We start from the raw sequence: 23,379 nt of genomic DNA, 5'->3' as shown, positions 1-23,379 counted from the left end.
CACAGGCACATGCCCAGGGGCGGCGCGAGGCCCGCGGGCGGGTCCTGTTCGAGCCCACGCGATGTCCGGCGCCCAGGCCCTCAGCCGCGCTTGCGCAGGATCTTCAGCCGGCCGAGCAGCTCGGCCACCGCCTCTGCCGGCAGATGGCGGATCTCGGCCGCCAGCAGGTTGGCGAGCTCGGTCGCCTCGGGACTCAGGCCCGCCGTGTCCACGCTGACCTTCGGCTGCGACAGCTCCGCGAGGCGCTGCAAGTCCTCCGCCTCGTCCCAGATCACGTTGAAATAGGCGATGATGCGCTGGACCATGGCCCAGGTGGGCTTGCCGCGCTTGCCGTTCTCCAAGGCGGATAGATAGGTGGCGCTGACGCCGAGCGCCTGCGCCATCTCGGTGAGGGTCGCCCCCCGCGCGGCCCGCAGCTCCCGCACCCGGCGGCCGAAGGGCGTCATCGCGTCCCCCGCGGGGCAGGCTGCTCCGGGGCGCGAGGACGCTCGGCCGGGATGGGCCGGAAGGCGGAAGGGCTTCTCATGACCGCAGGGTATCGCGCCGGGGGCGGGCGAGATCAAGGACCGGCGGTGTGGCGTACGGACCGGTTGCCAGAGCGTTCTCCGCTCGCGGCGGCGCGCGGCGACCGCTCCAATGCCAAGGCCCGTGAGTTTGACACATGGGTCTTTGGGTAAGCCCGCGCGGCGCTTGCGCTGACCCACCTGGCACCAATCAAAACCAGGGCCTGTGGTATAAGCTGCTGAGATCACGCATTTTCTTCACGCGCTTCGGCATCCGCTTCGGTTGAAGATGCCGGACTGCCGGCCGTCCCGCGCGCCCGCGCTCAGGACGGTCGGCGGCGGGCCAGCACCGCGACGGCGACGGCCGGGGCGCAATCGGCCGCGGCGGCCGCCCAGGTGTCGTTGGAGGCGAGCAGGCGCCCGGCGTCGAGGTACCAGCGGTGGGTGCGGGCGGCGAGCTTGGCGGCCAGGAAGCGGCCCACCCCGGCGCCCACCAGGGGCACCGCCGGCGCCAGCCGATGGGCGCTCAGCACCAGGGCTAGGGCGGCATGCACTCGTTGCACCTGCACCTCCGCCGCATAGGCGGCGAGGGCTTCCGCCTCGTCCAGGGTGCAGGGGCCGAGGTCTCGCCCCACCATGCGCAGCAGGCGGCGGGCGCTCGCCTCCCGCGTCTTGGCGCCGCCATCGGCAGCGGGGTGCAGGTCGGCGTTGGCCGGCAGGTCGCCGGTGAGGCGGTGCACGTCGGCGGTGGTGGCGAAATACTCCATCATCAGCGGCACATGGGCGCCGCGGAACGGCAGGGTGGGGCCCAGCGCCATCACCGGCGTGCGGGCCACGCCGCAATAGAGCAGCTCGCCGGAGACCATGCGCTCGGCATCCGCATAGCCGCGACACTTTATTTTTTCGTCGGCAAAATAAAGGATGTCGGTGGTGGTGGAGCCAATGTCCACCAGCACGCCCGCCGGCAGGCGCAGGGCCAAGGCGGCGGCGGTGGCGTGCCAGTTGGCGGAGGCGATGGACTTGGCGTGGCGGGCGGCGGCCTGCGCCGGCACGAAGCCCTCGGGGCCCGCATAGACGCCGGTGTCCGGCCCCAGCCGGTCGGCCAGCGCCTGGGCGAGGCCGGCGACGCCGGAGGCGCGGTCGGGCCACAGGTCCACCAGTTCGCCGGTCATGGTCACCACCGAAGGCGCATCGGGCACCGGCGGCAGCGCCGCGATGGCGGCATCCAGCCGGTCGAGCCCCTGCCACAGGGCGCAGGGCGCCATGTCCACGCGCATGAGGCGGCCGGAGGCGTCCACCACCGCCCGCTTCAGGTGGGCGCCGCCCACATCCCAGCCCAGGAGGAGGTCCGAGCGGCTCATCGCAGGCCCACCTCCACCGGGGAGGCCGGCGGCAGATGGGGCATGGCCGGCAGCCGCCCGTCGCGGATGAACTGGGGCAGGAAGGCGGCCGGGTTCACCGCCAGCGCCCGGTGCAGGCCGGCATAGGAGGTGGTGATGCGCGGGTTCACCTCCACCACCACCGGCCCGGCCTCGGTGAGGATGATGTCGATGCCGATGATGCCGGCGAGCCCCGGAAAGGCCGCCACCACCGCCGGCACCAGGTGCGCGATGCGCGGATCGGCGGGCAGTGCGCCCACGGTGAGCCCGGCGAGGCCCAGCTCGCCGTCCTTCTCCACCAGGTGCTGGCGGTTGACGGTGAGCAGCGTCGCCCCCTCCGGCCGCACCAGCACCGAGAGGCTGGCGGGGGTACCCGGCACGAACGGCTGGATGACGAGCCCCGGCTCGCGGGGGGCCAGATCGGGGCTGTCCCAGCGGTGGGTGTCCTCGCAGCCGGCGCCTGCGTCGGGCTTGGTCACCACCGGCCCGGCAAGCTCGGCCGGTGGCGCCTCGGCGCGGAAGGTGGGCACGTGGGGCAGCGCGGCGGCGGCGAGCCGGCCCGCGGTGAGCAGCTTGCTGGAGCAGACCTCGATGGCCTCCGGCCCGCAGGCCACCACATGCTCGCACTTCTCGCGCATCAGGCCGACCAGCCGCGCCAGCAGGCCATGGGTCTCCGGCGCCACCGGCCAGACCACGTCGGCCTGGGCCGCGAGGCTCGCCCACACCGCCCAGGGGTCGTCATGGGGGCCGATGGGGATGGAGGATTCCTGCGGCGCCGGCAGCCGGTCGTCATGAGCAAGCAGGAGGCCGCCGACACCGGGCAGCGCCTCGATGTCGGCCATGAGCGCGTCCCGCATGCGGGTGCCCTCGGGCACCAGGGTCTCGGGCAGATCGTAGCCGCGAAGCCCTCCGGCGGTGACGAACTCGCAGATGAAGACGCGCATGACGGTTCCTTCAGGCCGGCACCTTCCTCGCGGCGCACAGATGGGCCGCCAGAGGCTCCGCCATATTCCGCCCGGTCGCATCGTACAAGCCGCGCCATGCGGGCATGGAGTTCACTTCGAGGACAAGAAGGCGCCCCTCGGCGCCGGAAATGATGTCCACACCGGCATAATCGGCGCCGACTGCGGCGGCGGCGCGCACCGCCAGCTCAGCCAGCACCCCCTCCGCCGCCACCTCTATCCCGGTGGCACCCTGGTGGATGTTGGTGATCCAGGATGTGCCGCGCCGCGCCATCGCCGCCACCGCCGCGCCGCCCACCACGAACACGCGGAAATCCTCGTGCACTTCCTCGTGGGGGTCATCCGGCCCGGTGCGCGGATGGGAGGCGCCGACGAAATCCTGGAGATAGTAGACGCTGCCCACCTCCTCCGCCGCCGGCAGGGCATCCCCGCGCGAAAGGCGGGCGAGGCCGCGGCCCTGGGCGCCGAACATGGGCTTCAGAACGCTGTCGCCGGGGGCGCTGTCCACCAGCAGCCGCGCCGCCTCCCGGTCCTCCACCACCACCGTGCGGGGGGTGGGCAGGCCGGCATGGGCGAGCAGGAAGGTGGTGGCGCTCTTGTCCACGCAGCGCTCGATGGCGCGGGCGTCGTTCATCACCGGCACGCCCAGCGCGCGCAGCGCGTGCAGCACGCCGAGCCGCAGCGTCACTTGCTCCAGCGTGCCGTTGGGCACCGAGCGCACGAAGCAGGCGGCGGGCAGCCTCTCGCCGAAGCCGGGCAGCAGCAGGCCATGGGCGGTGCCGCCCACCGCGAAGCCGCAGGCGCGCAGCGAAAGCACCCGCGCGGCGCGGCCCCGCGCCTTGATGGCGGCGAGAAGCGAGCGGGTGTGCCAGTCCACCCGCTCGGCGAAGATGACGAGGTCTTCCACCTTATCCCTCAGGCTCCGAACGAGCGGGCGATGAGTACCGGATCGAACCCGCCGGCGGTGAAGCTCGCGCCGTGCTCCACCGCGGTCACGGTCACGCGGGCGGGGGAGAACAGCAGCGGATCCACCTTGTAGAAGTCGCAGTCGTAGCCGGCAAACACTTCCGCGAACGGGCGGCCGTAATCGCGCGAGGCGGAGGACGGCAGGCGCTTCGCGAGGTCCTGCGCGGCCTCGGCGGGGCCGCGCACGTAGAGCTGCACGTCGCCGCCGTAGAGCACGGCGTCGTTGGTGCGGCCCATGGCGGTGAGGAAATCCGGCGAGGGCGGCGCCACCGGCGCGCTGCCCACCCCGTCCAGGATGTGCTCCAGCGGGAAGTGGATGGCGTGGGCCTTGTGCAGCGCCACCTCCAGCACCCGCGACACGATCTGCACCGTGCCGGCCAACGACGATGTGGGGGTGAGGATGAGCGTGACCCGCGCCGGCTCCACGCGCGAGCGCGCGGCGATCTCCGCCACCACCGCCTCCGGCGGCACGATCCCCGTTTCGAGCACCAGCGTGGTGTCGTCGCTGTCCTCGCGGAAGCCGAGCTCGCCGTAGAGCTCCTCCACCGCCGCCACCGCGCGGCCGGGGCCGGAGCCGAGGGCGAAGAAATCGTCGGCGGACAGGCTCCAGCCCGCATACTGGCTGCCGAGGCAGGCCAGCACCGGATCGGACGTGGAGACGCTCACCAGCGTGCCCCAGGGCGAGAAGCGCGTGCTCGGCGCCAGCGCCACGCGGCCGAGGCCGCCGAGGCAGATCTCGGCGATGCGGCGTCCGGCCTCGAGGCCGCCCGGCGCGGTGATGCCGGCATCCACGATGCGGCAGCCGAGGGGGCCGGGCGAGACGGACAGGCGCAGGGCATCGGCATCGGCGACGAGCGCCTCCACCAGCGGGCGCACCCCGGCGGAGAGGCTGGGCCGGCGCGGACCGGCGGAAAGGGCCGCGGGATTCTGGAGGTTCATGACCATCCCCATTCAGGACAGGAGCAGCCGCGGGCGGGGCTCGGGCCACACCGCGCACGGAGGGCACAACGACGGGCGCCGCCCATGGCGGACGCCGGGCGAAGGCACGCCACGCGGGAAGACGGCCGATGAGCGGAACTCACCGGCCATGACCTCACGCCTTCAGCGTGCGGGCGAGGGCGAACACCATCTTGAGATCCACGAACATCGGCGTGGTGGTGACGCGCATCTGCTTGAGGATCTCGTGCTGCACCGCATACTTGAGATTGCCGATGGCGAGCGCGCCGATGCCCACCCCGTGGGGCAGCACGGCCGCCGCGTCATGGGCACCGATGCCGGCGATGCCGGCCGGGGGCACGGCGTTCACGTCCGCCGCCACCAGCAGGCGCTCGGCGGCCTCAAGGTGCGCGGGACTGAGGATCTCCACGCCCGCCTTGCCGGTGGCGAGGATCACTTCCGCCTCGGGCACGAGCTTCGCCTTCTCCGCGTCGGTGACGGCGGCGGCGCAGGTGAGGTCGACCCCGAACCGGCGCTTGAAGTCGGCGGCCTTGGCTTCCACCAGCGCGATCTCGCGATGGCTGACCAGGGTGACGCGGGCCCCCGCCTCCGCCGCGATGACGGCGGCGATGGAGCCCACCACGCCGGTGGCGCCGTAGATCTGCACCCTGGCGCCGGTGAGCCCATCGGGCCGCACCTTCAGCAGCGCCTGCTCCACCTTGGCGATCATGGCGGCGGCGGTGGTGAAGGAGCCGGCCGGATCGGGGAAGATGGAGATCTCGAACGGGGGGAAGATGGCGGCCCTGGCCTCCGCCGCCATGTCGAGGGCGAGGGCGGCGTCCTTGCCGCCGATGAAGAGGCCGGTGCGCGGCGCCGCCTGCGGCGGGCGCGAGAACATCATGTCCTGCGTCAGGTCCCGCACCTCTTCCAGCGCGACGCGGGAATAGGGCGTGATGACCGTGTACCCCGCATCCACCGCCATGTTCACGTCGAACGGGCTCGCGTGGTTGAGCGGGGTGAGGATGTGCAGGATGGGGGCGGATTCCGCCATGGCGCAGCTCCGTGCAGGGGGAAACATTAGCGGGTGGCCGCGCCTTTGACCGCTGAAGGTGTTTCATCGGTCGCGACGCCGCGGTTGTTTCCCCGCACGCAATCAGAACGCTTAGACTTTTGACTGAACGCCGCGCGCCGCGCAAGGGTCTTTCTGGCGCCCGCTCTCTACCTTCGCGCCGCACATTTTTGCTGCCCTGCGAAAGGCAGGGCAGCGGCGGATGGCGGCGGGCTCAGAAGGTCGCCCGGAGGCCGGCATAGGCGGAAAGCGGCTGGCCGGGGGTCTGCATCTGCGGATTGTTGAGGCCGAGATAGCCGGTATCGAAATAGGTGCCGTAGGTGGCGTAGGATTCGTTGAAGAGATTGTTGACGAGGCCGAAGACCTGGATGTTCTCGGTCACCTGGTAGGTGGTGCGCACGTTCACGATCCAGTAGCCCGGCAGCATGGGATTCTGGTTCGCCTCGTCGCCCACATAGTATTGGCTCGATGCGGCGATGAGGTCTCCGCCCACGGTCCACTTGGGGGTGACCTTGTAATCCGCGCCCAGCTTCAAGGTCTGGGTGGGAATGCCGGGGATGTGGTCGCCGGAGGTCACATAGACCTCGCCGTCCACCGCCAGAGGATTGTTGGGCGAGGCGAGATAGCCGGCGAACTGGAAGGTGGCGTCGATATAGGCGTAGTTGGCGTAGAACCGCCACGGCCCGTTGACGTATTGGAAGCCGGCCTCGAAGCCCTGGCGGCGGGTGGCGGGCACGTTGGTGTAGTAGCCGTAGCCGGTCTGCTCGCTGGCGAGGGCGATGATGTCGTCGTCGCTGTCCACGCGGTAGATGCCGAGCTTCCAGGTGATGTCGCCGCCGAGCAGCTTGTCGGTGCCGCGCAGGCCCGCCTCGTAGGTGTGGGACACCACCTGCTCCAGCGGCGGATCGGCCACCAGGGAGTTTTCCAGCAGGCACGGGCGGTTGGGGTCGGCGCAGTTCAGCTCCAGCGGGGTCGGGGCGCGGTTCGATTCCGAATAGCCCGCATAGGCGGTGGCGCCGGAGGTGATCTTGTAGGTGAGGCCCACCAGGGGGTTGATGCGCGAGAAGGTGTAGTCGCCGTTGAGCTGCGGCGCGACGCCGGAGGCATCCTCCATGTTGATGGCGGCGACGTTGAGCCGCGCGCCCACGGTGAGGGTGGCGCGGTCGGTCATATCGAAGGCGTTGGTGGCGTAGAGGCCGTAATAGGTGGTGGTCGCGTCGAGGTTCACCGGCGTGTAGAAGACCTGGTATTCGTCCGGCAGCGAGAAGTTCGGCAGGTTCGAGAGATAGGTGCCGCCGCCGGCGACCCCGAGGGTCGCCATGCTGGTGATGCCGAGCTCGGTGTTCGACTTGAAATTGATGGTCGAGTGATCGACGCTGCCGCCGATGACGAAGTAATTGTCGTGGCCGATCAGCTTGTCTGTGCTCACCGCCTGCACCGAGCCGCCGGTGGTGGTGGTGTCGGTCCAGGTGCGGTTGATGACGCCGTAGAGATAGCCGTCCGCCAGCTCGCCGAAGGGCACGGTGTTGCCGTTCTGGTCGTAGAGCACCATCTGGCCGCGGAACTTGGCGTATTCGGGGTTGCTGGCGGGGGTGCCGCCGCCGGGCGGGCCGTTGAAGCCGTCCTCCTCCAGGCACATCTTCGAGCTGCCCACCGTGGGGTTCCACCGGTTGGAGCAGGATTCGAGATCGGCATCGTTGCCGTCCACGTGGGACTGCTTGAACCGGCGCACGTAGACATTGCCCTGGAGCTGCCAGGTGTCGGTGAGGTCGTAGCGGCCGTTGAGGGCCAGCATTCCCATGTCGTTGCTGGTGGTCTGCGGCCATGTGTAGACCGAGCTGTTGTCCACCGCGAGCATCTCCACCGGGGTGGGGCCCACCACGCCGAGGGAGTTGCTTGCCGCGCTGGCGATGAGGTGGACCTCCGCCTTGTCGCCCTTCCACCCGAGGTCGCCATAGAGCCGCGCCAGCTCGGAGGAGGAGTGCTTGCGCCAGCCGTCGTCGCGCACCGCATCCGCCGCGATATAGACGCCGAAGCCGTCCTTCTCGCCGCCATATTGCAGCGAGCCGCCGATCTGGCCGAACGAGCCGCCCTGGAGAGAGCCCTCGAAGCCGTGGAAGTTGAAGCCGTTCTTCATCTGGATGGAGACGGCGCCGCCCAGGGCGTTGAGGCCGAACGCGGGATTGTTCGAGAACACCTCCGCCTGGCTGATGGCGACCTCGGGAATGAGGTCCCAGTTCACCGTGTCGCCGAAGGCCTCGTTCACGCGGATGCCGTTCTGGTAGACGGCGATGCCCTGCGGCGTGCCCTGCAGCGGCGAGGCGGCGAAGCCGCGGAACCGGAAATCCTGGAAGAAGGCGTTGCCCTGCACGTCGTTGGTGGTGGCGCTGGGCGTGTACTGGAACAGCGCGTCGGTGGTGGAGAAGGAGAACAGGCGGGCGAACTGGTCGGAGGAAATCACCGTCACCGCGCCGGGCACCTTGTCGGCATCGATGCCGGTGCCGGAGAGGGGCGTGGTGTCCACCACGTTCACGGCCGGAAGCTCCACCGTGCCCGCCGGCTGCGCGGCCGATTGGGCCAGGGCCGGGGCGGATGCGGCGAGCAGCGCCGGCACCCCCGAAAGGCCCAGCGCCACCGCGATCGCGCGCCAGGATGCCGCGCCCTTCGCGCGCTCCCCGTTCGAGGTTGGCCCCTTCATCGTGCTCCGCTCCCCCTTGCCGTTTCCCCGAAAATGCGCCTCGGCTGCCATGGCGGGCCGGGCCCGGGTTCTCGCCCCAAGCCGCCACGCGGACCTGGTGCATCGGAACCTCTTGCCTGGGAACATATGGCAACAGAAGTGCCAGTCAATATTTGGCATTCATAAGAGAGCTTTGAGATTTCTAAGAGAGTGCCGGTGAAGCTCTGTATTTATGGACAGGCCGGGGAAAAGACTTCAGACTGCCGGCCAATGTCATCTGCCCCGCGACGGGCGGAACAAGAATGACGGGGAGGATGAATGCTCACGCGCCGCGCCCTGCTGGCGCTCGCCGCCGGCACGCTGGCCGCGGCGCCCGCGCCTTTCGCCGCGCGCGCCGCGCCGCAGCGGACCATCCGCCTCTCCATCCTCCAGTTCGGCACCGCCGCCTGGGAACTCGCGGCCATGGCCGCGCTGGGGCTCGACACCGCGCACGGCATCACCGTGGAGGCTCGCCGCGCGGCCAATAACGACGCCGGCCGCCTCGCCTTCCTGGCCGAGGCGGTGGACGGGGTGGTGAGCGACCTCCTGTGGGCGGCGCGCCTGAAGGCGGAGGGGCGGGACCTTCTCTACCTGCCCTTCTCCACGGGCGAGGGCGCGGTGATGGTGGCGCCGGGCGGCCCGGTGAAGCGCCTTGCCGATCTCGACGGCCTGCGCCTCGGCGTCGCCGGCGGGCCGCTCGACAAGAGCTGGCTGCTGCTCCAGGCCCACGCCCGGCAGTCCGCCGGGCTCGACCTCGCCCGCGCCGCGCGCCTGTCGTTCGGGGCGCCGCCTTTGCTCGCCGCCAAGCTGGAGCAGGGCGAGCTCGATGCCGCCCTGCTCTACTGGACCTTCGCCGCGCGGCTGGAGGCGCGGGGCTTCGTGCGCCTCATGGGCATGGACGAGGTGGTGGCGGCGTTCGGCATCGCCCCGCCTCCGGCCCTGGTGGGCTATGTGTTCCATGGCGCATTCGCCCGCGCGGAGCCGGCCGCGATCGAAGCCTTCGCCGCCGCCTCGCGCGCCGCCAAGGCCGCCCTCGCGGGAACGGGCCCTGCGGCCGACACCGGCTGGGCCGCGGCGCGGAGCGTGATGCAGGCCGGGGACGAGGCCACCTTCGCGGCGCTGCGGCGGGGCTTCATCGCGGGCATTCCGAGCCGCCTGCCGGCCGAGGAGAAGGCCGCCGCCGCGCGCCTGCTGGAAGTGCTCGCCCAGGCCGGCGGCGGGTCGCTCCTCGGCCCCGTGCGCGGCCTGCCGGAGGGCCTCTACTGGACCGCCGGAGCCGGCGCCCCGTGAACCGCCCCGCCGCCGCGCGCCTGCTGGTGAAGGCGCTTTCCCTCGCCGTCCTGCTGCTCGCGTGGCAGGCGGCCGCCACGCTCGCCGCGAGCCCCGCCCTGCCGGCGCCGGGGGCTGTGCTCGCCTTTATCGTCCGCGAGGCGGCGGGTGGCGACCTCCTCGCCAATCTCGCGGCCACCCTGGGGCGGGTCGCGGCGGCGTTCGTCGTCGCCATGGCGGTGGGCACGGCGCTGGGCATCGCGCTCGGGCGGCGGGATGCGCTGAACCAGGTGTTCGACCCCTGGCTGGTGCTCGCGCTCAACACGCCGGCCCTGGTCATCACCGTGCTTTGCTACATCTGGCTCGGCCTCACCGAGGTGGCGGCGGTGCTGGCGGTGGCGCTCAACAAGATCCCCAACGTGACGGTGCTGCTGCGCGAGGGCGCCCGCGCCCTCTCCCCCGAGCTGGACGAAATGGCGGCCGCCTACCGCCTGTCCGCCCTGGACCGGCTGCGCCACGTGGTGCTGCCGCAGCTCGAGCCCCATGTCGCGGGCGCGGCGCGCTCGGGCCTCGCGCTGGTGTGGAAGATCGTGCTGGTGGTGGAGCTGCTGGGCCGGCCGAACGGGGTGGGTTATGCCATCTCCGTCTATTTCCAATTGTTCGACGTCACCGCCGTGCTCGGCTATTCGCTCGCCTTCATGGCGGTGATGCTGGCGGTGGAATATCTCCTGCTGCAACCGTTCGAAACCCATGCCCGCCGCTGGCGCCCCGCCCCTCGTTGAGGTCCACATCGCCGAGAAGCGCCATCGCGGGTCTCACGGCCACGCGGGCGAGGCGGTGCGCGGGCTCGACCTCGCCATCGGGCGGGGGGAGTTCGTGTGCCTCATCGGCCCCTCCGGATGCGGCAAGACCACCACGCTGCGCATCCTCGCCGGCCTCGACCGCGACTATGAGGGCTGGGTGCGGCCCGATCCGCGCGGGCTCGCCATCGGCATCGCCTTCCAGGAGCCGCGCCTGCTGCCCTGGCGCACGGTGGAAGAGAACATCCGCCTCACCCTGCCGCGCGCGCTGCGGCGGCAGGACCTCGGGCCGCTCATCGACGCCTTCGGCCTTGCGGCCCACCGGGGCAGCTACCCCCATGCGCTGTCGCTGGGGCTGGCGCGCCGGGTGGCGCTGGCGCGGGCGGTGGCGGGGCGGCCGGAGCTGCTGGTGCTGGACGAGCCCTTCGTCTCGCTCGACGCGCGGGCGGCCGGCGAGCTGCGCGCCCACGTGCGCCGGGTGGCGCGGGAAAGCGGCGCGGCGGTGCTGATGGTGACCCACGATGTGCGCGAGGCGCTCGCCCTCGCCGACCGGCTGGTGCTGCTGAGCGAGCGGCCCGCCCATGTCGTCGGGGCGGTGGTGCCCGACCGCCCGCGCGAGGCGCGGACCCCGGAATGGATCGAGCAGCAGCGCGCCGCGCTGGCCGCGCTCCACCCCATGCTGCGGGACGCCTGAGAAGGCGTGCGCGCCGCTGGCGCTCCCGCGCGGGATGCGCGAGCATGGCGTCGTCCGCCGCGTGTTTCGCGGGACGGCAACGCGGCAGGGCGACGCTGAGCGCCCGGAAAGAACGCGAAATCAATAAGATGGAACGCCACCGCGCCACCGGCGGAGGAACGGCGCTCCGAGGGACGGGAGGCGTCCATGCTTGGCAGGGTTCGGCGGTGTGCCGCGGGTCTGGCGTGTCTTTTCATCGGTGTTGCCGCCGCCGCGGCGCCCGCTCCGGCAACGGCGCAGGCCGCGCCGGAGCCGCTCGCGGTGAGCGAGGTGGCCCCCGGCGTCTTCGTCCACCAGGCGCCCTATGCGCTGGCGCTGCCGCGCAACCTGGGCTTCGTCGGCAATGCCGGCTTCATCATCGGCCGCGATGCGGTGGCGGTGGTGGATACGGGCGGCTCCTTCAAGGCCGGCGCGGCGCTGAAGGCGGCGGTGCAGGCGCGCACCGGCCTGCCCATCCGCTATGTCATCAACACGCACATGCACCCCGACCATGTGCTGGGAAACGCCGCCTTCGCGGGGCCGGGCGTGACCTTCATCGGCCATCGCAACCTGCCGGAGGCGCTGGCGGCGCGCGCGGAGAGCTACCTGGAGGCGACCCGCCGCCTGGTGGGGGAGGAGGGCACCGCCGGCACCCGCGTGGTGCTGCCCGACGAGACGGTGGCGGAGCGGCGCGTCATCGATCTCGGCGCCCGCCCCCTGCTGATCGAGGCATGGCCCACCGCCCACACCGCCACCGACCTCACCGTGCTGGACGAGGCCACCGGCACCTGGTTCCTGGGCGACCTCCTGTTCCTCGGCCACGTGCCGGCGCTCGACGGCAAGGCGCTCGGCTGGATCGCCCTGCTCGACGTGCTGAAGCGGCGGCCGGCGGCGCGGGTGGTGCCGGGCCACGGCCCGGCCTCCCAGCCGTGGCCGCAGGCGGCCGAGCCCACCGAGCGCTACCTGAACCGCCTCGTCGCCGACGTGCGCCGGCTGGTGCGGGACGGCGGCACCATGAGTGATGCAGCGCGGGAGGCGGGCCGGGCCGAGGCGGGCGACTGGCAATTGTTCGACGATTTCAACGCCCGCAACGCCACCAGCGCCTACCATGAGCTCGAATGGGAGTGAGCGCGTCGCCCCGGCGGAGGCGGTCTTTTCGCAGTGCGGCAGGGAATAAAGTTTTACTTCGCATCTGCAATATAGAAGAACCCTATCACTCCACAATTGGTGTATTGCGTCCGGAAGAAACTTTGCTTACGTTCCTCTCAGCTTCGGCTTCAACGGTATCGCGCGGGGAACGCGGTACTGGTTCGCAGGCCTGCGGGACACCTTGTGACCGCAAGGCTTCAGGGCATTCACGCCGGTCGTGACACGCTGCCGAAGTAGATGGAGTCCCCCAAAGGCGAAAACAACGCTCAGTGCGTTTCCCGTTCCACTGCGGTGGCCGCGGGCGCGCATCCATCGGAGGAAGCCCAGATGAGACGAGTTTTTACGGTGACCGCCATGGCGGCGTGCAGCGCGCTTTTCGGCGCGCCGGCCATGGCCAACGACAGTGTTCTGAAACTCACCCAGGACCCCAACCAGTGGGTGCTCCAGACCGGTGACTACGCCAACACCCGCCACTCCAAGCTGAAGCAGATCAATGCCGACAACGTCGGCAAGATGCAGGTGGCCTGGACCTTCTCCACCGGCGTGCTGCGCGGCCACGAGGGCTCGCCGCTGGTGGTGGGCGACACGATGTACGTGCACACGCCCTTCCCGAACATCGTCTACGCCCTCGACCTGAACAACGAAGGGCGGATCATCTGGAAGTACGAGCCCAAGCAGGACCCGAACGTCATCCCGGTGATGTGCTGCGACACCGTCAACCGCGGTCTCGCCTATGCCGACGGCAAGATCTTCCTGCACCAGGCCGACACCAAGGTGGTGGCGCTCGACGCCAAGTCCGGCAAGGTGCTGTGGTCGGCCGTGAACGGCGACCCCAAGAAGGGCGAGACCAACACCGCCACCGTGATGCCGGTGGGCGACAAGCTGCTGGTGGGCATCTCCGGCGGCGAGTTCGGCGTGCGCTGCCACATGACCGCCTACGACATGAACAGCGGCAAGCAGGTCTGGCGCGCCTACTCCATCGGCCCGGACAACGAGATCCTGTTCGACCCCGAGAAGACCACTTCGCTCGGCAAGCCGGTGGGCAAGGATTCGTCCCTGAAGACCTGGCAGGGCGACCAGTGGAAGATCGGCGGCGGCTGCACCTGGGGCTGGTATTCCTACGACCCCGAGACGAAGACCGTCTATTACGGCTCCGGCAACCCCTCCACCTGGAATCCGGCCCAGCGCCCCGGCGACAACAAGTGGTCCATGACCATCTTCGCCCGCGACCCGGACACCGGCATGGCCAAGTGGGTCTACCAGATGACGCCCCACGACCAGTGGGACTATGACGGCGTCAACGAGATGATCCTGGTGGACCAGGAAATCGACGGCAAGAAGCGTCCGCTGCTGGTGCACTTCGACCGCAACGGCTTCGGCTACACCCTCGACCGCAAGACCGGCGAGCTGCTGGTGGCCGAGAAGTACGACCCGGCCGTGAACTGGGCCACCAAGGTGGACATGGACAAGACCAGCCCCACCTTCGGGCGGCCGCTGGTGGTGGAGAAGTATTCCACCGAGGCCAGCGGCGAGGACGTGAACACCACCGGCATCTGCCCGGCGGCGCTCGGTACCAAGGACCAGCAGCCGGCCTCCTTCTCGCCGGAGACGGGCCTGTTCTACGTGCCCACCAACCACGTGTGCATGGACTATGAGCCCTTCCACGTGAGCTACACGCCCGGCCAGCCCTATGTGGGCGCCACGCTTTCCATGTTCCCGGCGCCCAACAGCCATGGCGGCATGGGCAATTTCATCGCCTGGGACGCCCGCAAGGGCAAGATCGTGTGGTCCATCCCCGAGCAGTTCTCGGTGTGGTCCGGCGCGCTCTCCACCGACGGCGGCATCGTCTTCTACGGCACGCTCGAAGGCTATCTGAAGGCGGTGGACGCCAAGACGGGCAAGGAACTCTACAAGTTCAAGACCCCGTCCGGCATCATCGGCAACGTGATGACCTATACCTACAAGGGCAAGCAGTACGTGGCGGTGCTCTCGGGCGTCGGCGGCTGGGCGGGCATCGGCCTCGCCGCGGGACTCACCGACCCGAACGCCGGCCTCGGCGCGGTGGGCGGCTATTCCGCCCTCAGCAACTACACCGCCCTCGGCGGCCAGCTGACCGTGTTCGCCGTGCCCAACTGACGGGCGGGCGGACCGAGCATCGGCCCCCGGCGCCGGCACGGCTCCCTCCCGTGCCGGCGCCCTTCGAGACCTCGAGGGCGCAGGCTTTCGTGAAGTCCCATCCCGCGGCGCGCGGCGCCGCGAACGGGAGGCTGCGCCCCGTCCCCGACTTCGTTTCTGGAGAGAGCGTGTGTTTTCATCTGCCCTCATGAAGCGCGCTGGCGCCCTTGCCTTCGCAGCGGCCCTGCTGCCGCTGTCCGCCGCGCTCGCGCCGTCCTCCTTCGCCGCCGAGACCCAGACCTTCAGCAAGCAGGGCGATCCGACGCCCGTGAAGGACGAGGACGGCAAGTATTTCGATAAATCCGGTGCTCCCACCTACAAGATCCAGCCCGATGGCATGGTGGACTGGTTCACCTATTCCGGCTACCGCCGCTACCACGCCGAATGCCACGTCTGCCATGGCCCCGACGGCATGGGCTCCACTTATGCCCCGGCCCTCATCGATTCGCTGAAGACCATGGATTTCGACCACTTCCAGGAAGTGGTGGTGGGCGGACGGCAAAACGTGGGAGGTGGCAATGAGAAGGTCATGCCGTCCTTTGGACTCAACAAGAACGTCATGTGCTACCTCGACGACATCTATGTCTACCTGCGCGCCCGCTCCGACGGCGCCCTCGGCCGCGCCCGTCCCGCCAAGCGCGAGGACAAGACGCCCGCCACCATCGCAACCGAAAAGGCCTGCCTCGGCGAGTGAGGGCTTCGTCCCCCTCCTCGCCTCGCTGGGGACGGCGGGGCTCGCGGCCATCCTGCTGCTGAGCTCCACCGGCGCCCAGGGCCAGACCATCCCGAGTTCGGTTTCGGCGGATGCCCTCAGGGTGTGCGCCGACCCCGCCAACATGCCCTTCACGAGCCGCAAGGGAGAGGGCTTCGAGAACCGCATCGCCGCCATCGTCGCCGACGAGCTGAAGGTGCCGGTGCGCTATTACTACATGCCCCAGGGGCCCGGCTTCGTGCGCAACAGCCTCGGCAAGCGGCTGTGCGACGTGGTCATCGGCTATGCCGCCGGGGCCGATCCGGTGCTGCACACCAATCCCTACTACCAGTCCACCTACGTGCTGGTGGTGAAGGCGGGCGGTCCGCTCGACGGGGTGGAGGCGCTCTCCGACCCGCGCCTCAAGGGCGCGCGGCTGGGGCTGGTGGCGGGCACGCCCCCGGCCGACCACCTGCTGGCGCTGGGCCTCATCGGCTCCGCGCGGACCTATTCTCTGCTGGTGGACCGGCGCTTCGATTCCCCGCCGGAGGAGATGCTGGCGGATCTCGCCAAGGGCGATCTCGACGGCGCCATCCTGTGGGGGCCGAGCGCCGGCTATTTCGCCCGGCATGCCGGGGCGCCGCTGAAGGTGGTGCCGCTGCTGCACGAGGCGGAGCGCCCGCCGCTCGCCTACCGCATCACCATGGGGGTGCGGCCCACCGACCATGAGTGGAAGCAGACCCTGAACCAGGTGCTGCGCAAGCGCGCCGCCGACATCGACGCAGTGCTGCTCGACTATGGCGTGCCCCTCCTCGATGACGGCGGCCAGCTCATCACCCCCGCGAGCGCATCGAGCGGGAGTGCGGGGCGATGACCGCTCCCTGCCGTCGCCCCGCGCGCGCATGGCGCCGCCTGCCCCTCGCGGCCTTCGCCGCGCTCGCGCTGTGGGCGGGCGCGGCGAAGGCGCAGGAGAGCGCCACCCCCCCGCCGCCGGAGCCGGAGGGCTATCGCTTCGAGCCCTATCGCGCGCCGACGCCGGAGACCCTTTCCGGCGCGCGGGTGCTCACCGTGCAGGAGGCCGAGGCCCTGTGGCGGGAGAAGGCGGCGGTATTCGTGGACGTGCTGCCGCGCCCGCCGCGCCCGGCGAGCCTGCCTGCCGGCACGCTCTGGCGCGATCCGCCCCACGAGACCATTCCCGGCGCGGTGTGGCTGCCCAATGTGGGCTTCGGCGCCCTCGACGCGTCGACCGAGCGCTACTTCGCCGAAGGGCTCGCCGCCGCCAGCGGCGGTGACCGGGCGCGGCCGCTCGTGATATTCTGCCTCAAGGACTGCTGGATGTCCTGGAACGCCGCCAAGCGCGCCCTCGCCGCCGGATACGGGCGGGTCGCGTGGTTCCCCACGGGGGTGGACGGCTGGAAGGCGGCGGGCCTGCCCCTCGCCGAGGCCGGGCCCTGGCAGGGGGAAGCGGCGCGCTGACCCGGAAGGGCGGCCGCCTCCGCTTCCCCGCGCCGGATGCCCGATCCGAGGAGCCCGAAGGGCCCCGGACGCCAGATCGTTTCAGCATTTTCTTCGCGCGAACCGGGATCCGCTTCGCTTGAAAATGCTCGTAGGGAGAAACGCCATGACCGAACATCTGTGCCGGCCGCGCGGCCGGTGGGGGGCATCCCTCCTCGCCCTGGCCCTGCTGGCGGGCGCGCCGCCGGCCCTCGCCACCGAAGCCGGCGTCGCCGCGCCGGACGCCGCGGACACCGCGCGGGAAGCCGATTCCGCGCGTGAAACCACCTGGCTCGCCATCGCCCCCGACATCTTCCCGGATCGCGCCATCGGCGCCGCGGACGGGCTGGTGGCGCTGACGGCGCCCTCCCGCGCGGAGGACGCCGCGCTGGTGCCGCTCACGGTGGCGCTGGCGCTGCCGGCGGGCGATGCGCGCAGCTTCCGGGCGGTGACGGTGGTGATCGACGAGAACCCCTCGCCGGTGGCGGGGCGCTTCACCTTCGGCGCGGGGCAGAAGGATTTCGCCCTCACGCTCCGGGCGCGGGTGAATTCCTATTCCTACGTCCGCGCGGTGGTGGAGACCGACGACGGCGCGCTCCACATGGCCAAGGCGTTCGTGAAGGCGGCGGGCGGCTGCTCGGCCCCCGCCACCAAGGACACGGCCGATTCCATCACCCACCTCGGCGACATCCGCTTCCGCTCCTTCGCGGATGCCGGGCGCGATGAGGCGCAGGTGCAGATCCGCCACCCCAACTTCTCCGGCCTGCAAATGGATGAGGCGACGCGCGGCTACACCCCGGCGTGGTTCGTGCGCGAGGTGCGGATCACCCAGGGCGGGCGCCTGCTGCTGGGCATGGAGGGGGGCATCTCCATCAGCGAGGACCCCACCTTCCGCTTCACCTACCACCCCTCCGCCGAGCCGGTGACGGTGCGTGGCGAGGACACGGAAGGCAAGGTCTTCAGCCGCACCTTCCCCGGCGGCGGAAGCTGAGCGGGCGCGCCCCGGCGCGATTCTCCATGGCCTCTCGGCCCCGGTGTTCAGCCCGGAGCCGGGCCGGCGCCTTCACAGCCGGTCCTGGATCTGCCGGCCGATCTCGAACACGCGCTGCTCCAACAGCACCGGCGTCTCGCACACATAGGCAAGGGAGCGCGTGCGCTCCTCGAAGATGCGGGTATCCCAGGTCAGCTTCTGCTCCAGCTCGCGGGTCGCGGGGGTGTCGGCGGCCTCGGGCGAATCCTTCGCCTGTCCGAGGGCGTCCCCCTCCTCGCGCAGCCGCGCGGCGAGGCGTTCCTGCCCGCGCGCGTAGCGCACGATGCCGTCCATCACCTTGGCCCGCTCCAGGCTCGTGATCTCGTACACCCCGGCGAACACGCGCACGAGGCGGGTCTTCGCCTCCGGCCCCGCCTCCTTGGCGAAGGCCGCGATGAGGCCGCCGGCCTCCTCCACCGGGGTGCGGCGGGAGGCGAGCTTCACCGCCAGCGTCGCTGCCTCCTGGTCGTCGGTCCAGCGGCCGGCGGTGTCGAGCGCCGGCCCGCTCCACACGGCGGCGAGGCTGATATCCGGCGTGCGCCGCTGGGGGCAGGGCCAGTCCGGATCGGCCTTCGGCTGGGCGAGGGCGGGGCCGCAGGCGGCGAGCATCAGCGCGGTGAGAAGCGCGCGGCGGGCGGAAGGCGGAACGGGAAACGCGCGTGTCATGGCTGACGGGCCTCCGGGCATGGCGCCTGGTCTGCGGAACATTTTCGTGCCTCTCATCACGTCGCCTCTCCCTTGGGCCCGCCGCGCAGGCCCATCACGCCCCGGCCGGGGTCGTAGGCGATGACCGCGAGGGCGAAGAACACGAGCGTGGTTGCCGCCACCACCGCGGCGGAGAGGGGATCGAACGCGCCGTAGAGCGCGAAGCGCGCCAGCTCCACCGCATGGGTGAAGGGGTTGAGAAGGCACACGAGGTAGAGCGTTTCGCTGGCGTCTCGCACTCGCCACAGGGGGTAGAGCGCCGACGAGGCGAAGAACATGGGGAAGATGACGAAGTTCATCACGCTCGCGAAATTCTCGAGCTGCCGCACCAGCGAGGAGATGACGAGCCCGATGGACCCCAGCATGAAGCCCGTGACCACGAACGCCGGCAGCGCCAGGAGATAGCCGGAGGGCGGGATTTCAACCCCCCAGGCCCAGGCCACCGCCAGGAACACGTAGACCTGCACCAGCGACACCGCGACCCCGGCGATGAGCTTGGAGAACAAAAGCCACCAGCGCGGGAACGGGCTCGTCAGCAGCACCCGCATGGAGCCCACCTCCCGGTCGTAGACCATGGAGAGGGACGACTGCATGCCGTTGAAGAGCTGGATCATCACCGCGAGGCCGGGCGTGACGTAGACCTCGTACAGCACGTAGGTGTCGTAGGGCGGGATGATGGAGACGCCGAGCGCGCTGCGGAAGCCGGCGGCGAAGATGAACAGCCACACCAGCGGCCGCACCAGCGCCGAGAGGAAGCGCTCCTTCTGCTGCACGAAGCGCAGCAGCTCGCGCCAGACGATGCCGCCGAGGCACACGGCGTAGCCATGTGCCCCCAGGGGCCGGCGCGGCGCGGAAATGGCGGCGGGCGCGCCGGGGCTGGTCTCGCCTCGGCTCATGCGGCCTCGCCCTCGTCCCGCTCGGTGAGGGCGCGGAAGGCCGTCTCCAGCGAGGTCCCGCCCGCGATCGCCGCCGCCTCCCCAGCCGCGATGATGCGGCCGCGGTGCAGCACGTGCGCGAGGTCGTGCGGCTCCACCTCGTCGAAGATGTGGGTGGCCCACAGCACGGAGAGGCCGGCATCGCGCACCAGGGCGCGCACCAGGGCGACGATGGCGCGGCGGGAGGCGAGATCGAGGCCCACGGTCGCCTCGTCCAGCAGCAGCAGGCGCGGGCGGTGCACCAGGGCGCGGGCGATCTCCACCCGCCGCGACTGCCCGCCGGAAAGGGTGCGCACCTTCTCCCCCGCGCGCTCGGCAAGGCCCACCAGGGCGAGCAGCTCATCGATGCGGGCCGCGCTCGCGGCGCCGGAGAGGCCGTGCAGGGCCGCGTGGTAGGTGAGGTTCTGGCGCACGGTGAGATCGAGGTCGAGGGTGCGGCTCTGGAACACCACGCCCAGCTCCGCCAGCGCCGCCGAGGACGTGCGGGCGAGATCGTGGCCGAAGATGCGCACCGCCCCGGCGCGGCACGCATAGAGCCGCGTCACCAGCGAGAACAGGGTGGTCTTGCCGGCGCCGTTGGGCCCGAGCAGGGCCACGAAGCGGCCCCGCGGCACGGTGAGCGACACGTCGTCCAGCGCCTTGCGGCGACCGAAGCTGTGGCTCACGTGCGCCACCTCCAGCGCCGGCGCGCCACCGGCCGTTACCGGCCCAGCCGCGCACCCTGTCTCTTCCCGCGCTGCCGCGCGCTCGGTCGTTTCCGGCGCCGCCGCGCTTTTGGCCTCCTCCATGGCGGGCCTCCGGCCTATTGCGGCGCGGCCACGACGCCCCAGGGGGCGCCGCCCGCCTTGATGGACTTCACCACCTTGCGGGAGGGCACGTCGATCACGGAGACGTCGTTGGAATTGCCGTTGGTGGTGAGGAGCAGCTTCTCGTCCGGGGTGAAGGCGAGCTGCCACACCCGCTGGCCCACCAGCAGATAGTCTTCCACCGCGTAGGTCTCGGCATTCACCACCGCGACGCGGTTGGCGGGGCCGAGCGCCACGAACGCCGTCTTGCCGTCGGCGGTGACGCGCACGCCCACGGGCTGGATGGTCTCCTTCGACACGCCGGGAATCCTGAACTCGATCTTCCGCACGATCGCGCGCGTCTTCGGATCGATCACCGAGACGGTGCCGCCCACCTCGGCGGACACGAACAGCTTCGTGCCGTCGCGGGTGAATTCGGCGAAGCGCGGGCGCGCGTCCACCAGCACGTTGGCGACGATCTTGTAGGTCTCGGTGTCGATGAAGTGGGCCATGTTGGTGGTTTCGGAGGTCGCCACCAGGATCTTGCCGTCAGGGCTCACGGCCATGCCCTCCGGCTCGGTGCCCACCGGCACCTGGGTGATGACGCGGTTCTTCTCCACGTCGAGCACGGTGACCTGGTTGTCGTCCTCGTTGGCGATGTAGAGCGGGTTGCCGGCGGGGTGGAGCGCGAACAATTCCGGGTCGGGACCGGACTTCAGCTTGCGCAGCACCTTGAGGGTGGCGGGGTCGATCACCTGCACCGCGTGCTCGTCGCTGGCGCACAGGTAGATCACCTTGCCGTCGGGGCTCATGATGATGCCGCGCGGGCGGCGGCCCACCTTGGCGGTCTGCGTCACCGCGAGGGTCGTGGTGTCGATGGCGGTGATGGAATTGCCGCGCTCGTTGGAGACATAGGCCATGCCGGCCTCCGCCCCCCCGGCCGCGAGCAGCATGGCGGCGCCCGACAGCGCGGCGGCGAGGGCCCGCGCGGAGGAGAGCGGGCGCGCGGGGGGCCGCGGGCGAAAGGCGGTCATCTTCATCCTCCCGGTGCGGGGCGTGTCGGGCACGCCCTCGTCTTTTGAGCACGCCGTTGGCGCGGCGACTGGAACCTTCGGCCTACTTCAGCCGGCACTTGGATTCGGGCGCGTCGAAGCCCAGGGTGTCGAGGGGCGTGAACTGGTGCAGGAAGCCCTCTTCCGGCGCCACCGACACGATGCCGAGGGGCTGGGCGATGAGCAGCGGCTGGCGCACCTGCTGGTCCCAGGGACGAACCGAGAGCGGCACGCCCTTGAAGGCGGCGATGGAGAAGCCCGGCCCGCGCAGATAGTCCGCGACGGCGGCGGAATCCGCGCTTTTCGTGCGGGTGGCGGCCTCGCCCACCATGCGCACGGCGAGCCAGGCCTGGTAGTCGGCCGGGCGCATGGTGCGGCCCGCCCCGCGCAGGAAGCGGCTCTGCAGCTGGGCCGAGCCCCAGGCGTCCTGCGCCGGGTGCCAGGTGGCGGCGATGAGCCCCTGCGTGCCCACCACGAGCCGCGGCTCGGCGGTGCGGAAGGGGATGTAGTTGCCGAAGTCGCCCGCCTCGTCCGCCACCACCAGCACGTCGGCATCCACGCCGCGGGTGAGCGCCAGCGCGTCGGAGCGGGTGATGCTGTCCGAGCGCTCGCGCGCCAGGGGGCCGAAGGTCCAGGGCTTTTCGGCCACGATCTTCAGGCCGAACTTGCGGGCGGCGCGCTTCACCGCATCGGCATAGGCCATGTCCGCCGGCTGCGGCCCCACCACCAGCAGCAGTCGGTTCCAGCGCTTGGCGGCGAGAAACTGGGCGAGGGCGTCGGCCAGCATGGCGCGGCTCGGCGCCACGTGGAACACGTCGGCGCGGCACGCATCGGCCCGCAGGGCATCGTCGGTCGCGCCCACGTTGAAGACGATGCCGCCCAGCGGCTTCACCGCATCCGCCACCGCGAGGAGCTGGTCCGCCGGCAGGTTCACGATGAGGAGCCGCCGCCCGCCCTCGACCAGCGCCTTGGCGGCGGCGACCGCATCGTCGCCCTCGGCGAGGGTGGTGGTCTCCAGGGTGAAATGCTGGCCGGTGAAGGCGCCGGTGGAGTTGTTGTCCTTCACCGCCAGCGCGGCGCCCGCCACAGCCTCGTCCTGGGGCACGGCCTCAAGGTCGTAGAGCGGGGGCGGGGGCACCTCGCGCGTGAGGACGCCGAGGGGGATCTCCAGTGCCGCCGGGGCGGCGGCCTCCGGTGCCGGCTGGGCATGGAGCGTCACCGCCGGACCCGCGCAGAACGCCGCCAGCGCGGCGGCGAGAAGGCGTGCGCGCAGGCTCCACATCGCTCCACCACCTCAAGGGTTCCGTTCCGGGGAAGGAGATGTAGGCACCATCGCGCCCGGCGTGCAACGGGATATATCTAAGAAAAGAATAAGATGTTCCGGCCTTGCCCGAGACGGATGGACTGTGACACGCTGCGTCCCGTTCAGGTGCGGATAATGAAAAAACAAGTGTTTCTCGCCGCAACGGCACTGCTTCTGCTGTCGCCCCTCGCCGCCCATGCGGCGGCGGTGCGCGCGGCCCTGTTCGGCTTCGAGTTCTTCGATGATACCCTGGACCGGCGGCCCGAGGCGCTGGCCGAGCAGGCCGAGCGCCTGAAGCGCGCCAATGCGGAGCTGCGGGCGTTGCTGGAAAAGTCCGGCGACATGGCGTTCGTGGATCTTTCCCCCCAGGCGGCCCGGATCGAGGATCTCTCCCCCTTCTACAAATGCAACGGCTGCGAACGCGAGATCGCCCGCGCCGGCGGCGCCCAGGTGGAGGTGGTGGGGGTGATCCGCAAGATCTCCAACCTCATCCTGTCGTTCGTGCTGGAGGTGCGCGAGACGGGAGAGGACGGCCGAATCCTGCGCGCAGGCCAGGTGGACATTCGCGGCAACACCGACGAATCCTGGCTGCGCGGCGTGCGCTATCTCGTGAAGAACCGCATCCTGGCCCCCGGCCAGCCCCCGCTCCAGCCATGAACGGCGGCAAAATCGAGAGCCGAGGCTCTCGCAGGAACGAGAGCATCTTCAAGCGAAGTGGATGCCGGCTCGCGCGAAGAAAATGCGTGAT

At 70.8% G+C, this 23,379-nt stretch carries 22 protein-coding genes; 10 read left to right on the top strand and 12 right to left on the bottom strand.

The features are described 5' to 3' along the window. Window positions 1-80: 80 nt before the first annotated feature. From V5F75_RS04590 to V5F75_RS04560, 7 genes are all read right to left on the bottom strand, one after another. Window positions 81-446 (bottom strand): helix-turn-helix domain-containing protein, encoded by a 366-nt coding sequence (locus tag V5F75_RS04590; RefSeq protein WP_394033306.1) that lies wholly within the window; start codon window positions 444-446, stop codon window positions 81-83. A 380-nt stretch (window positions 447-826) separates the two neighbouring features. Next, window positions 827-1,864: a hydantoinase/oxoprolinase family protein gene (locus tag V5F75_RS04585; protein WP_394033305.1), complete on the bottom strand. Its 1,038-nt coding sequence runs from the start codon at window positions 1,862-1,864 to the stop codon at window positions 827-829. Further along, the gene (locus V5F75_RS04580) at window positions 1,861-2,826 is read right to left on the bottom strand and encodes an ATP-grasp domain-containing protein (RefSeq protein WP_394033304.1); all 966 of its coding nucleotides are present in this window, start codon (window positions 2,824-2,826) and stop codon (window positions 1,861-1,863) included. Before V5F75_RS04580 ends, V5F75_RS04585 begins: the two co-directional genes overlap by 4 nt. Window positions 2,827-2,836: 10 nt before the next feature. Further along, entirely contained in the window at window positions 2,837-3,751 is a 915-nt protein-coding gene (locus V5F75_RS04575) for a RimK family alpha-L-glutamate ligase (RefSeq protein WP_394033303.1), read from the bottom strand. A gap of 8 nt (window positions 3,752-3,759) precedes the next feature. After that, window positions 3,760-4,749, bottom strand: a complete 990-nt coding sequence (mch, locus tag V5F75_RS04570; protein ID WP_394033302.1) for a methenyltetrahydromethanopterin cyclohydrolase — start codon at window positions 4,747-4,749, stop codon at window positions 3,760-3,762. A 154-nt stretch (window positions 4,750-4,903) separates the two neighbouring features. Beyond that, window positions 4,904-5,797 carry an NAD(P)-dependent methylenetetrahydromethanopterin dehydrogenase gene (locus V5F75_RS04565; protein ID WP_394033301.1) on the bottom strand — a complete coding sequence of 298 codons (894 nt, stop codon included), beginning with the start codon at window positions 5,795-5,797 and terminating at the stop codon, window positions 4,904-4,906. 232 nt (window positions 5,798-6,029) lie between these two features. Beyond that, entirely contained in the window at window positions 6,030-8,513 is a 2,484-nt protein-coding gene (locus V5F75_RS04560) for a TonB-dependent receptor (protein ID WP_394033300.1), read from the bottom strand. 297 nt (window positions 8,514-8,810) lie between these two features. Between V5F75_RS04560 and V5F75_RS04555 the strand changes: the two genes are divergently transcribed. The 9 genes from V5F75_RS04555 to V5F75_RS04515 all read left to right on the top strand — a co-directional run bounded on the left by V5F75_RS04555 (window position 8,811) and on the right by V5F75_RS04515 (window position 17,812). Beyond that, window positions 8,811-9,821 carry an ABC transporter substrate-binding protein gene (locus tag V5F75_RS04555; RefSeq protein WP_394033299.1) on the top strand — a complete coding sequence of 337 codons (1,011 nt, stop codon included), beginning with the start codon at window positions 8,811-8,813 and terminating at the stop codon, window positions 9,819-9,821. After that, complete coding sequence (locus V5F75_RS04550) at window positions 9,818-10,582, top strand: ABC transporter permease (RefSeq protein ID WP_394033298.1); 765 nt, start codon at window positions 9,818-9,820, stop codon at window positions 10,580-10,582. Before V5F75_RS04555 ends, V5F75_RS04550 begins: the two co-directional genes overlap by 4 nt. Next, a complete protein-coding gene (locus tag V5F75_RS04545) occupies window positions 10,551-11,294 on the top strand; it encodes an ABC transporter ATP-binding protein (RefSeq protein ID WP_394033297.1) in 744 nt (247 codons plus the stop codon). The genes V5F75_RS04550 and V5F75_RS04545 overlap by 32 nt, the downstream gene beginning before the upstream one ends. A gap of 300 nt (window positions 11,295-11,594) precedes the next feature. Then, a complete protein-coding gene (locus tag V5F75_RS04540) occupies window positions 11,595-12,440 on the top strand; it encodes a quinoprotein relay system zinc metallohydrolase 2 (protein ID WP_394033296.1) in 846 nt (281 codons plus the stop codon). 348 nt (window positions 12,441-12,788) lie between these two features. Further along, complete coding sequence (gene xoxF5 / locus V5F75_RS04535; protein WP_394033295.1) at window positions 12,789-14,597, top strand: lanthanide-dependent methanol dehydrogenase XoxF5; 1,809 nt, start codon at window positions 12,789-12,791, stop codon at window positions 14,595-14,597. Between the two features lie 187 nt (window positions 14,598-14,784). Beyond that, window positions 14,785-15,330 carry a c-type cytochrome, methanol metabolism-related gene (locus V5F75_RS04530; RefSeq protein WP_394033642.1) on the top strand — a complete coding sequence of 182 codons (546 nt, stop codon included), beginning with the start codon at window positions 14,785-14,787 and terminating at the stop codon, window positions 15,328-15,330. 121 nt (window positions 15,331-15,451) lie between these two features. Beyond that, entirely contained in the window at window positions 15,452-16,201 is a 750-nt protein-coding gene (locus V5F75_RS04525; RefSeq protein ID WP_509212140.1) for a quinoprotein dehydrogenase-associated putative ABC transporter substrate-binding protein, read from the top strand. Beyond that, window positions 16,198-16,803 carry a PQQ-dependent catabolism-associated CXXCW motif protein gene (locus V5F75_RS04520; RefSeq protein ID WP_394033294.1) on the top strand — a complete coding sequence of 202 codons (606 nt, stop codon included), beginning with the start codon at window positions 16,198-16,200 and terminating at the stop codon, window positions 16,801-16,803. Before V5F75_RS04525 ends, V5F75_RS04520 begins: the two co-directional genes overlap by 4 nt. A gap of 145 nt (window positions 16,804-16,948) precedes the next feature. Then, window positions 16,949-17,812 carry a quinoprotein dehydrogenase-associated SoxYZ-like carrier gene (locus V5F75_RS04515; RefSeq protein WP_394033293.1) on the top strand — a complete coding sequence of 288 codons (864 nt, stop codon included), beginning with the start codon at window positions 16,949-16,951 and terminating at the stop codon, window positions 17,810-17,812. Between the two features lie 72 nt (window positions 17,813-17,884). On the opposite strand, the gene V5F75_RS04510 is transcribed toward V5F75_RS04515, so the two are convergent. The 5 genes from V5F75_RS04510 to pedA1 all read right to left on the bottom strand — a co-directional run bounded on the left by V5F75_RS04510 (window position 17,885) and on the right by pedA1 (window position 22,610). After that, on the bottom strand, window positions 17,885-18,517 hold the full coding sequence (locus tag V5F75_RS04510) for a hypothetical protein (RefSeq protein ID WP_394033292.1): 633 nt from the start codon (window positions 18,515-18,517) through the stop codon (window positions 17,885-17,887). Between the two features lie 56 nt (window positions 18,518-18,573). Continuing rightward, window positions 18,574-19,452 carry a lanthanide ABC transporter permease protein PedC gene (gene pedC / locus V5F75_RS04505; protein WP_394033291.1) on the bottom strand — a complete coding sequence of 293 codons (879 nt, stop codon included), beginning with the start codon at window positions 19,450-19,452 and terminating at the stop codon, window positions 18,574-18,576. After that, window positions 19,449-20,279, bottom strand: a complete 831-nt coding sequence (pedB, locus tag V5F75_RS04500) for a lanthanide ABC transporter ATP-binding protein PedB/LutE (RefSeq protein WP_394033290.1) — start codon at window positions 20,277-20,279, stop codon at window positions 19,449-19,451. The genes pedC and pedB overlap by 4 nt, the downstream gene beginning before the upstream one ends. A gap of 14 nt (window positions 20,280-20,293) precedes the next feature. Then, on the bottom strand, window positions 20,294-21,310 hold the full coding sequence (locus V5F75_RS04495; protein WP_394033289.1) for a YVTN family beta-propeller repeat protein: 1,017 nt from the start codon (window positions 21,308-21,310) through the stop codon (window positions 20,294-20,296). 82 nt (window positions 21,311-21,392) lie between these two features. Further along, a complete protein-coding gene (gene pedA1 / locus V5F75_RS04490) occupies window positions 21,393-22,610 on the bottom strand; it encodes a lanthanide ABC transporter ABC transporter substrate-binding protein PedA1 (protein ID WP_394033288.1) in 1,218 nt (405 codons plus the stop codon). 168 nt (window positions 22,611-22,778) lie between these two features. Between pedA1 and V5F75_RS04485 the strand changes: the two genes are divergently transcribed. Further along, complete coding sequence (locus tag V5F75_RS04485) at window positions 22,779-23,288, top strand: DUF3280 domain-containing protein (protein WP_394033287.1); 510 nt, start codon at window positions 22,779-22,781, stop codon at window positions 23,286-23,288. Window positions 23,289-23,379 lie beyond the last annotated feature (91 nt).

The sequence above is a fragment of the Xanthobacter albus genome, assembly GCF_043194895.2.
GTDB lineage: Bacteria > Pseudomonadota > Alphaproteobacteria > Rhizobiales > Xanthobacteraceae > Xanthobacter.
This window is presented reverse-complemented; position numbering and strand designations above follow the sequence as displayed.

Coding starts and splice junctions, on each gene's coding strand:
- V5F75_RS04585 (WP_394033305.1), bottom strand. CDS start 1,864: ATGAGCCGCTCGGACCTCCTCCTGGGCTGGGATGTGGGCGGCGCCCAC.
- mch (WP_394033302.1), bottom strand. CDS start 4,749: ATGAACCTCCAGAATCCCGCGGCCCTTTCCGCCGGTCCGCGCCGGCCC.
- V5F75_RS04515 (WP_394033293.1), top strand. CDS start 16,949: ATGACCGAACATCTGTGCCGGCCGCGCGGCCGGTGGGGGGCATCCCTC.
- V5F75_RS04495 (WP_394033289.1), bottom strand. CDS start 21,310: ATGACCGCCTTTCGCCCGCGGCCCCCCGCGCGCCCGCTCTCCTCCGCG.
- pedB (WP_394033290.1), bottom strand. CDS start 20,279: ATGGAGGAGGCCAAAAGCGCGGCGGCGCCGGAAACGACCGAGCGCGCG.
- pedA1 (WP_394033288.1), bottom strand. CDS start 22,610: ATGTGGAGCCTGCGCGCACGCCTTCTCGCCGCCGCGCTGGCGGCGTTC.
- V5F75_RS04545 (WP_394033297.1), top strand. CDS start 10,551: ATGCCCGCCGCTGGCGCCCCGCCCCTCGTTGAGGTCCACATCGCCGAG.
- V5F75_RS04580 (WP_394033304.1), bottom strand. CDS start 2,826: ATGCGCGTCTTCATCTGCGAGTTCGTCACCGCCGGAGGGCTTCGCGGC.
- V5F75_RS04560 (WP_394033300.1), bottom strand. CDS start 8,513: ATGAAGGGGCCAACCTCGAACGGGGAGCGCGCGAAGGGCGCGGCATCC.
- V5F75_RS04520 (WP_394033294.1), top strand. CDS start 16,198: ATGACCGCTCCCTGCCGTCGCCCCGCGCGCGCATGGCGCCGCCTGCCC.
- V5F75_RS04565 (WP_394033301.1), bottom strand. CDS start 5,797: ATGGCGGAATCCGCCCCCATCCTGCACATCCTCACCCCGCTCAACCAC.
- V5F75_RS04510 (WP_394033292.1), bottom strand. CDS start 18,517: ATGACACGCGCGTTTCCCGTTCCGCCTTCCGCCCGCCGCGCGCTTCTC.
- V5F75_RS04590 (WP_394033306.1), bottom strand. CDS start 446: ATGACGCCCTTCGGCCGCCGGGTGCGGGAGCTGCGGGCCGCGCGGGGG.
- V5F75_RS04530 (WP_394033642.1), top strand. CDS start 14,785: ATGAAGCGCGCTGGCGCCCTTGCCTTCGCAGCGGCCCTGCTGCCGCTG.
- xoxF5 (WP_394033295.1), top strand. CDS start 12,789: ATGAGACGAGTTTTTACGGTGACCGCCATGGCGGCGTGCAGCGCGCTT.
- V5F75_RS04555 (WP_394033299.1), top strand. CDS start 8,811: ATGCTCACGCGCCGCGCCCTGCTGGCGCTCGCCGCCGGCACGCTGGCC.
- pedC (WP_394033291.1), bottom strand. CDS start 19,452: ATGAGCCGAGGCGAGACCAGCCCCGGCGCGCCCGCCGCCATTTCCGCG.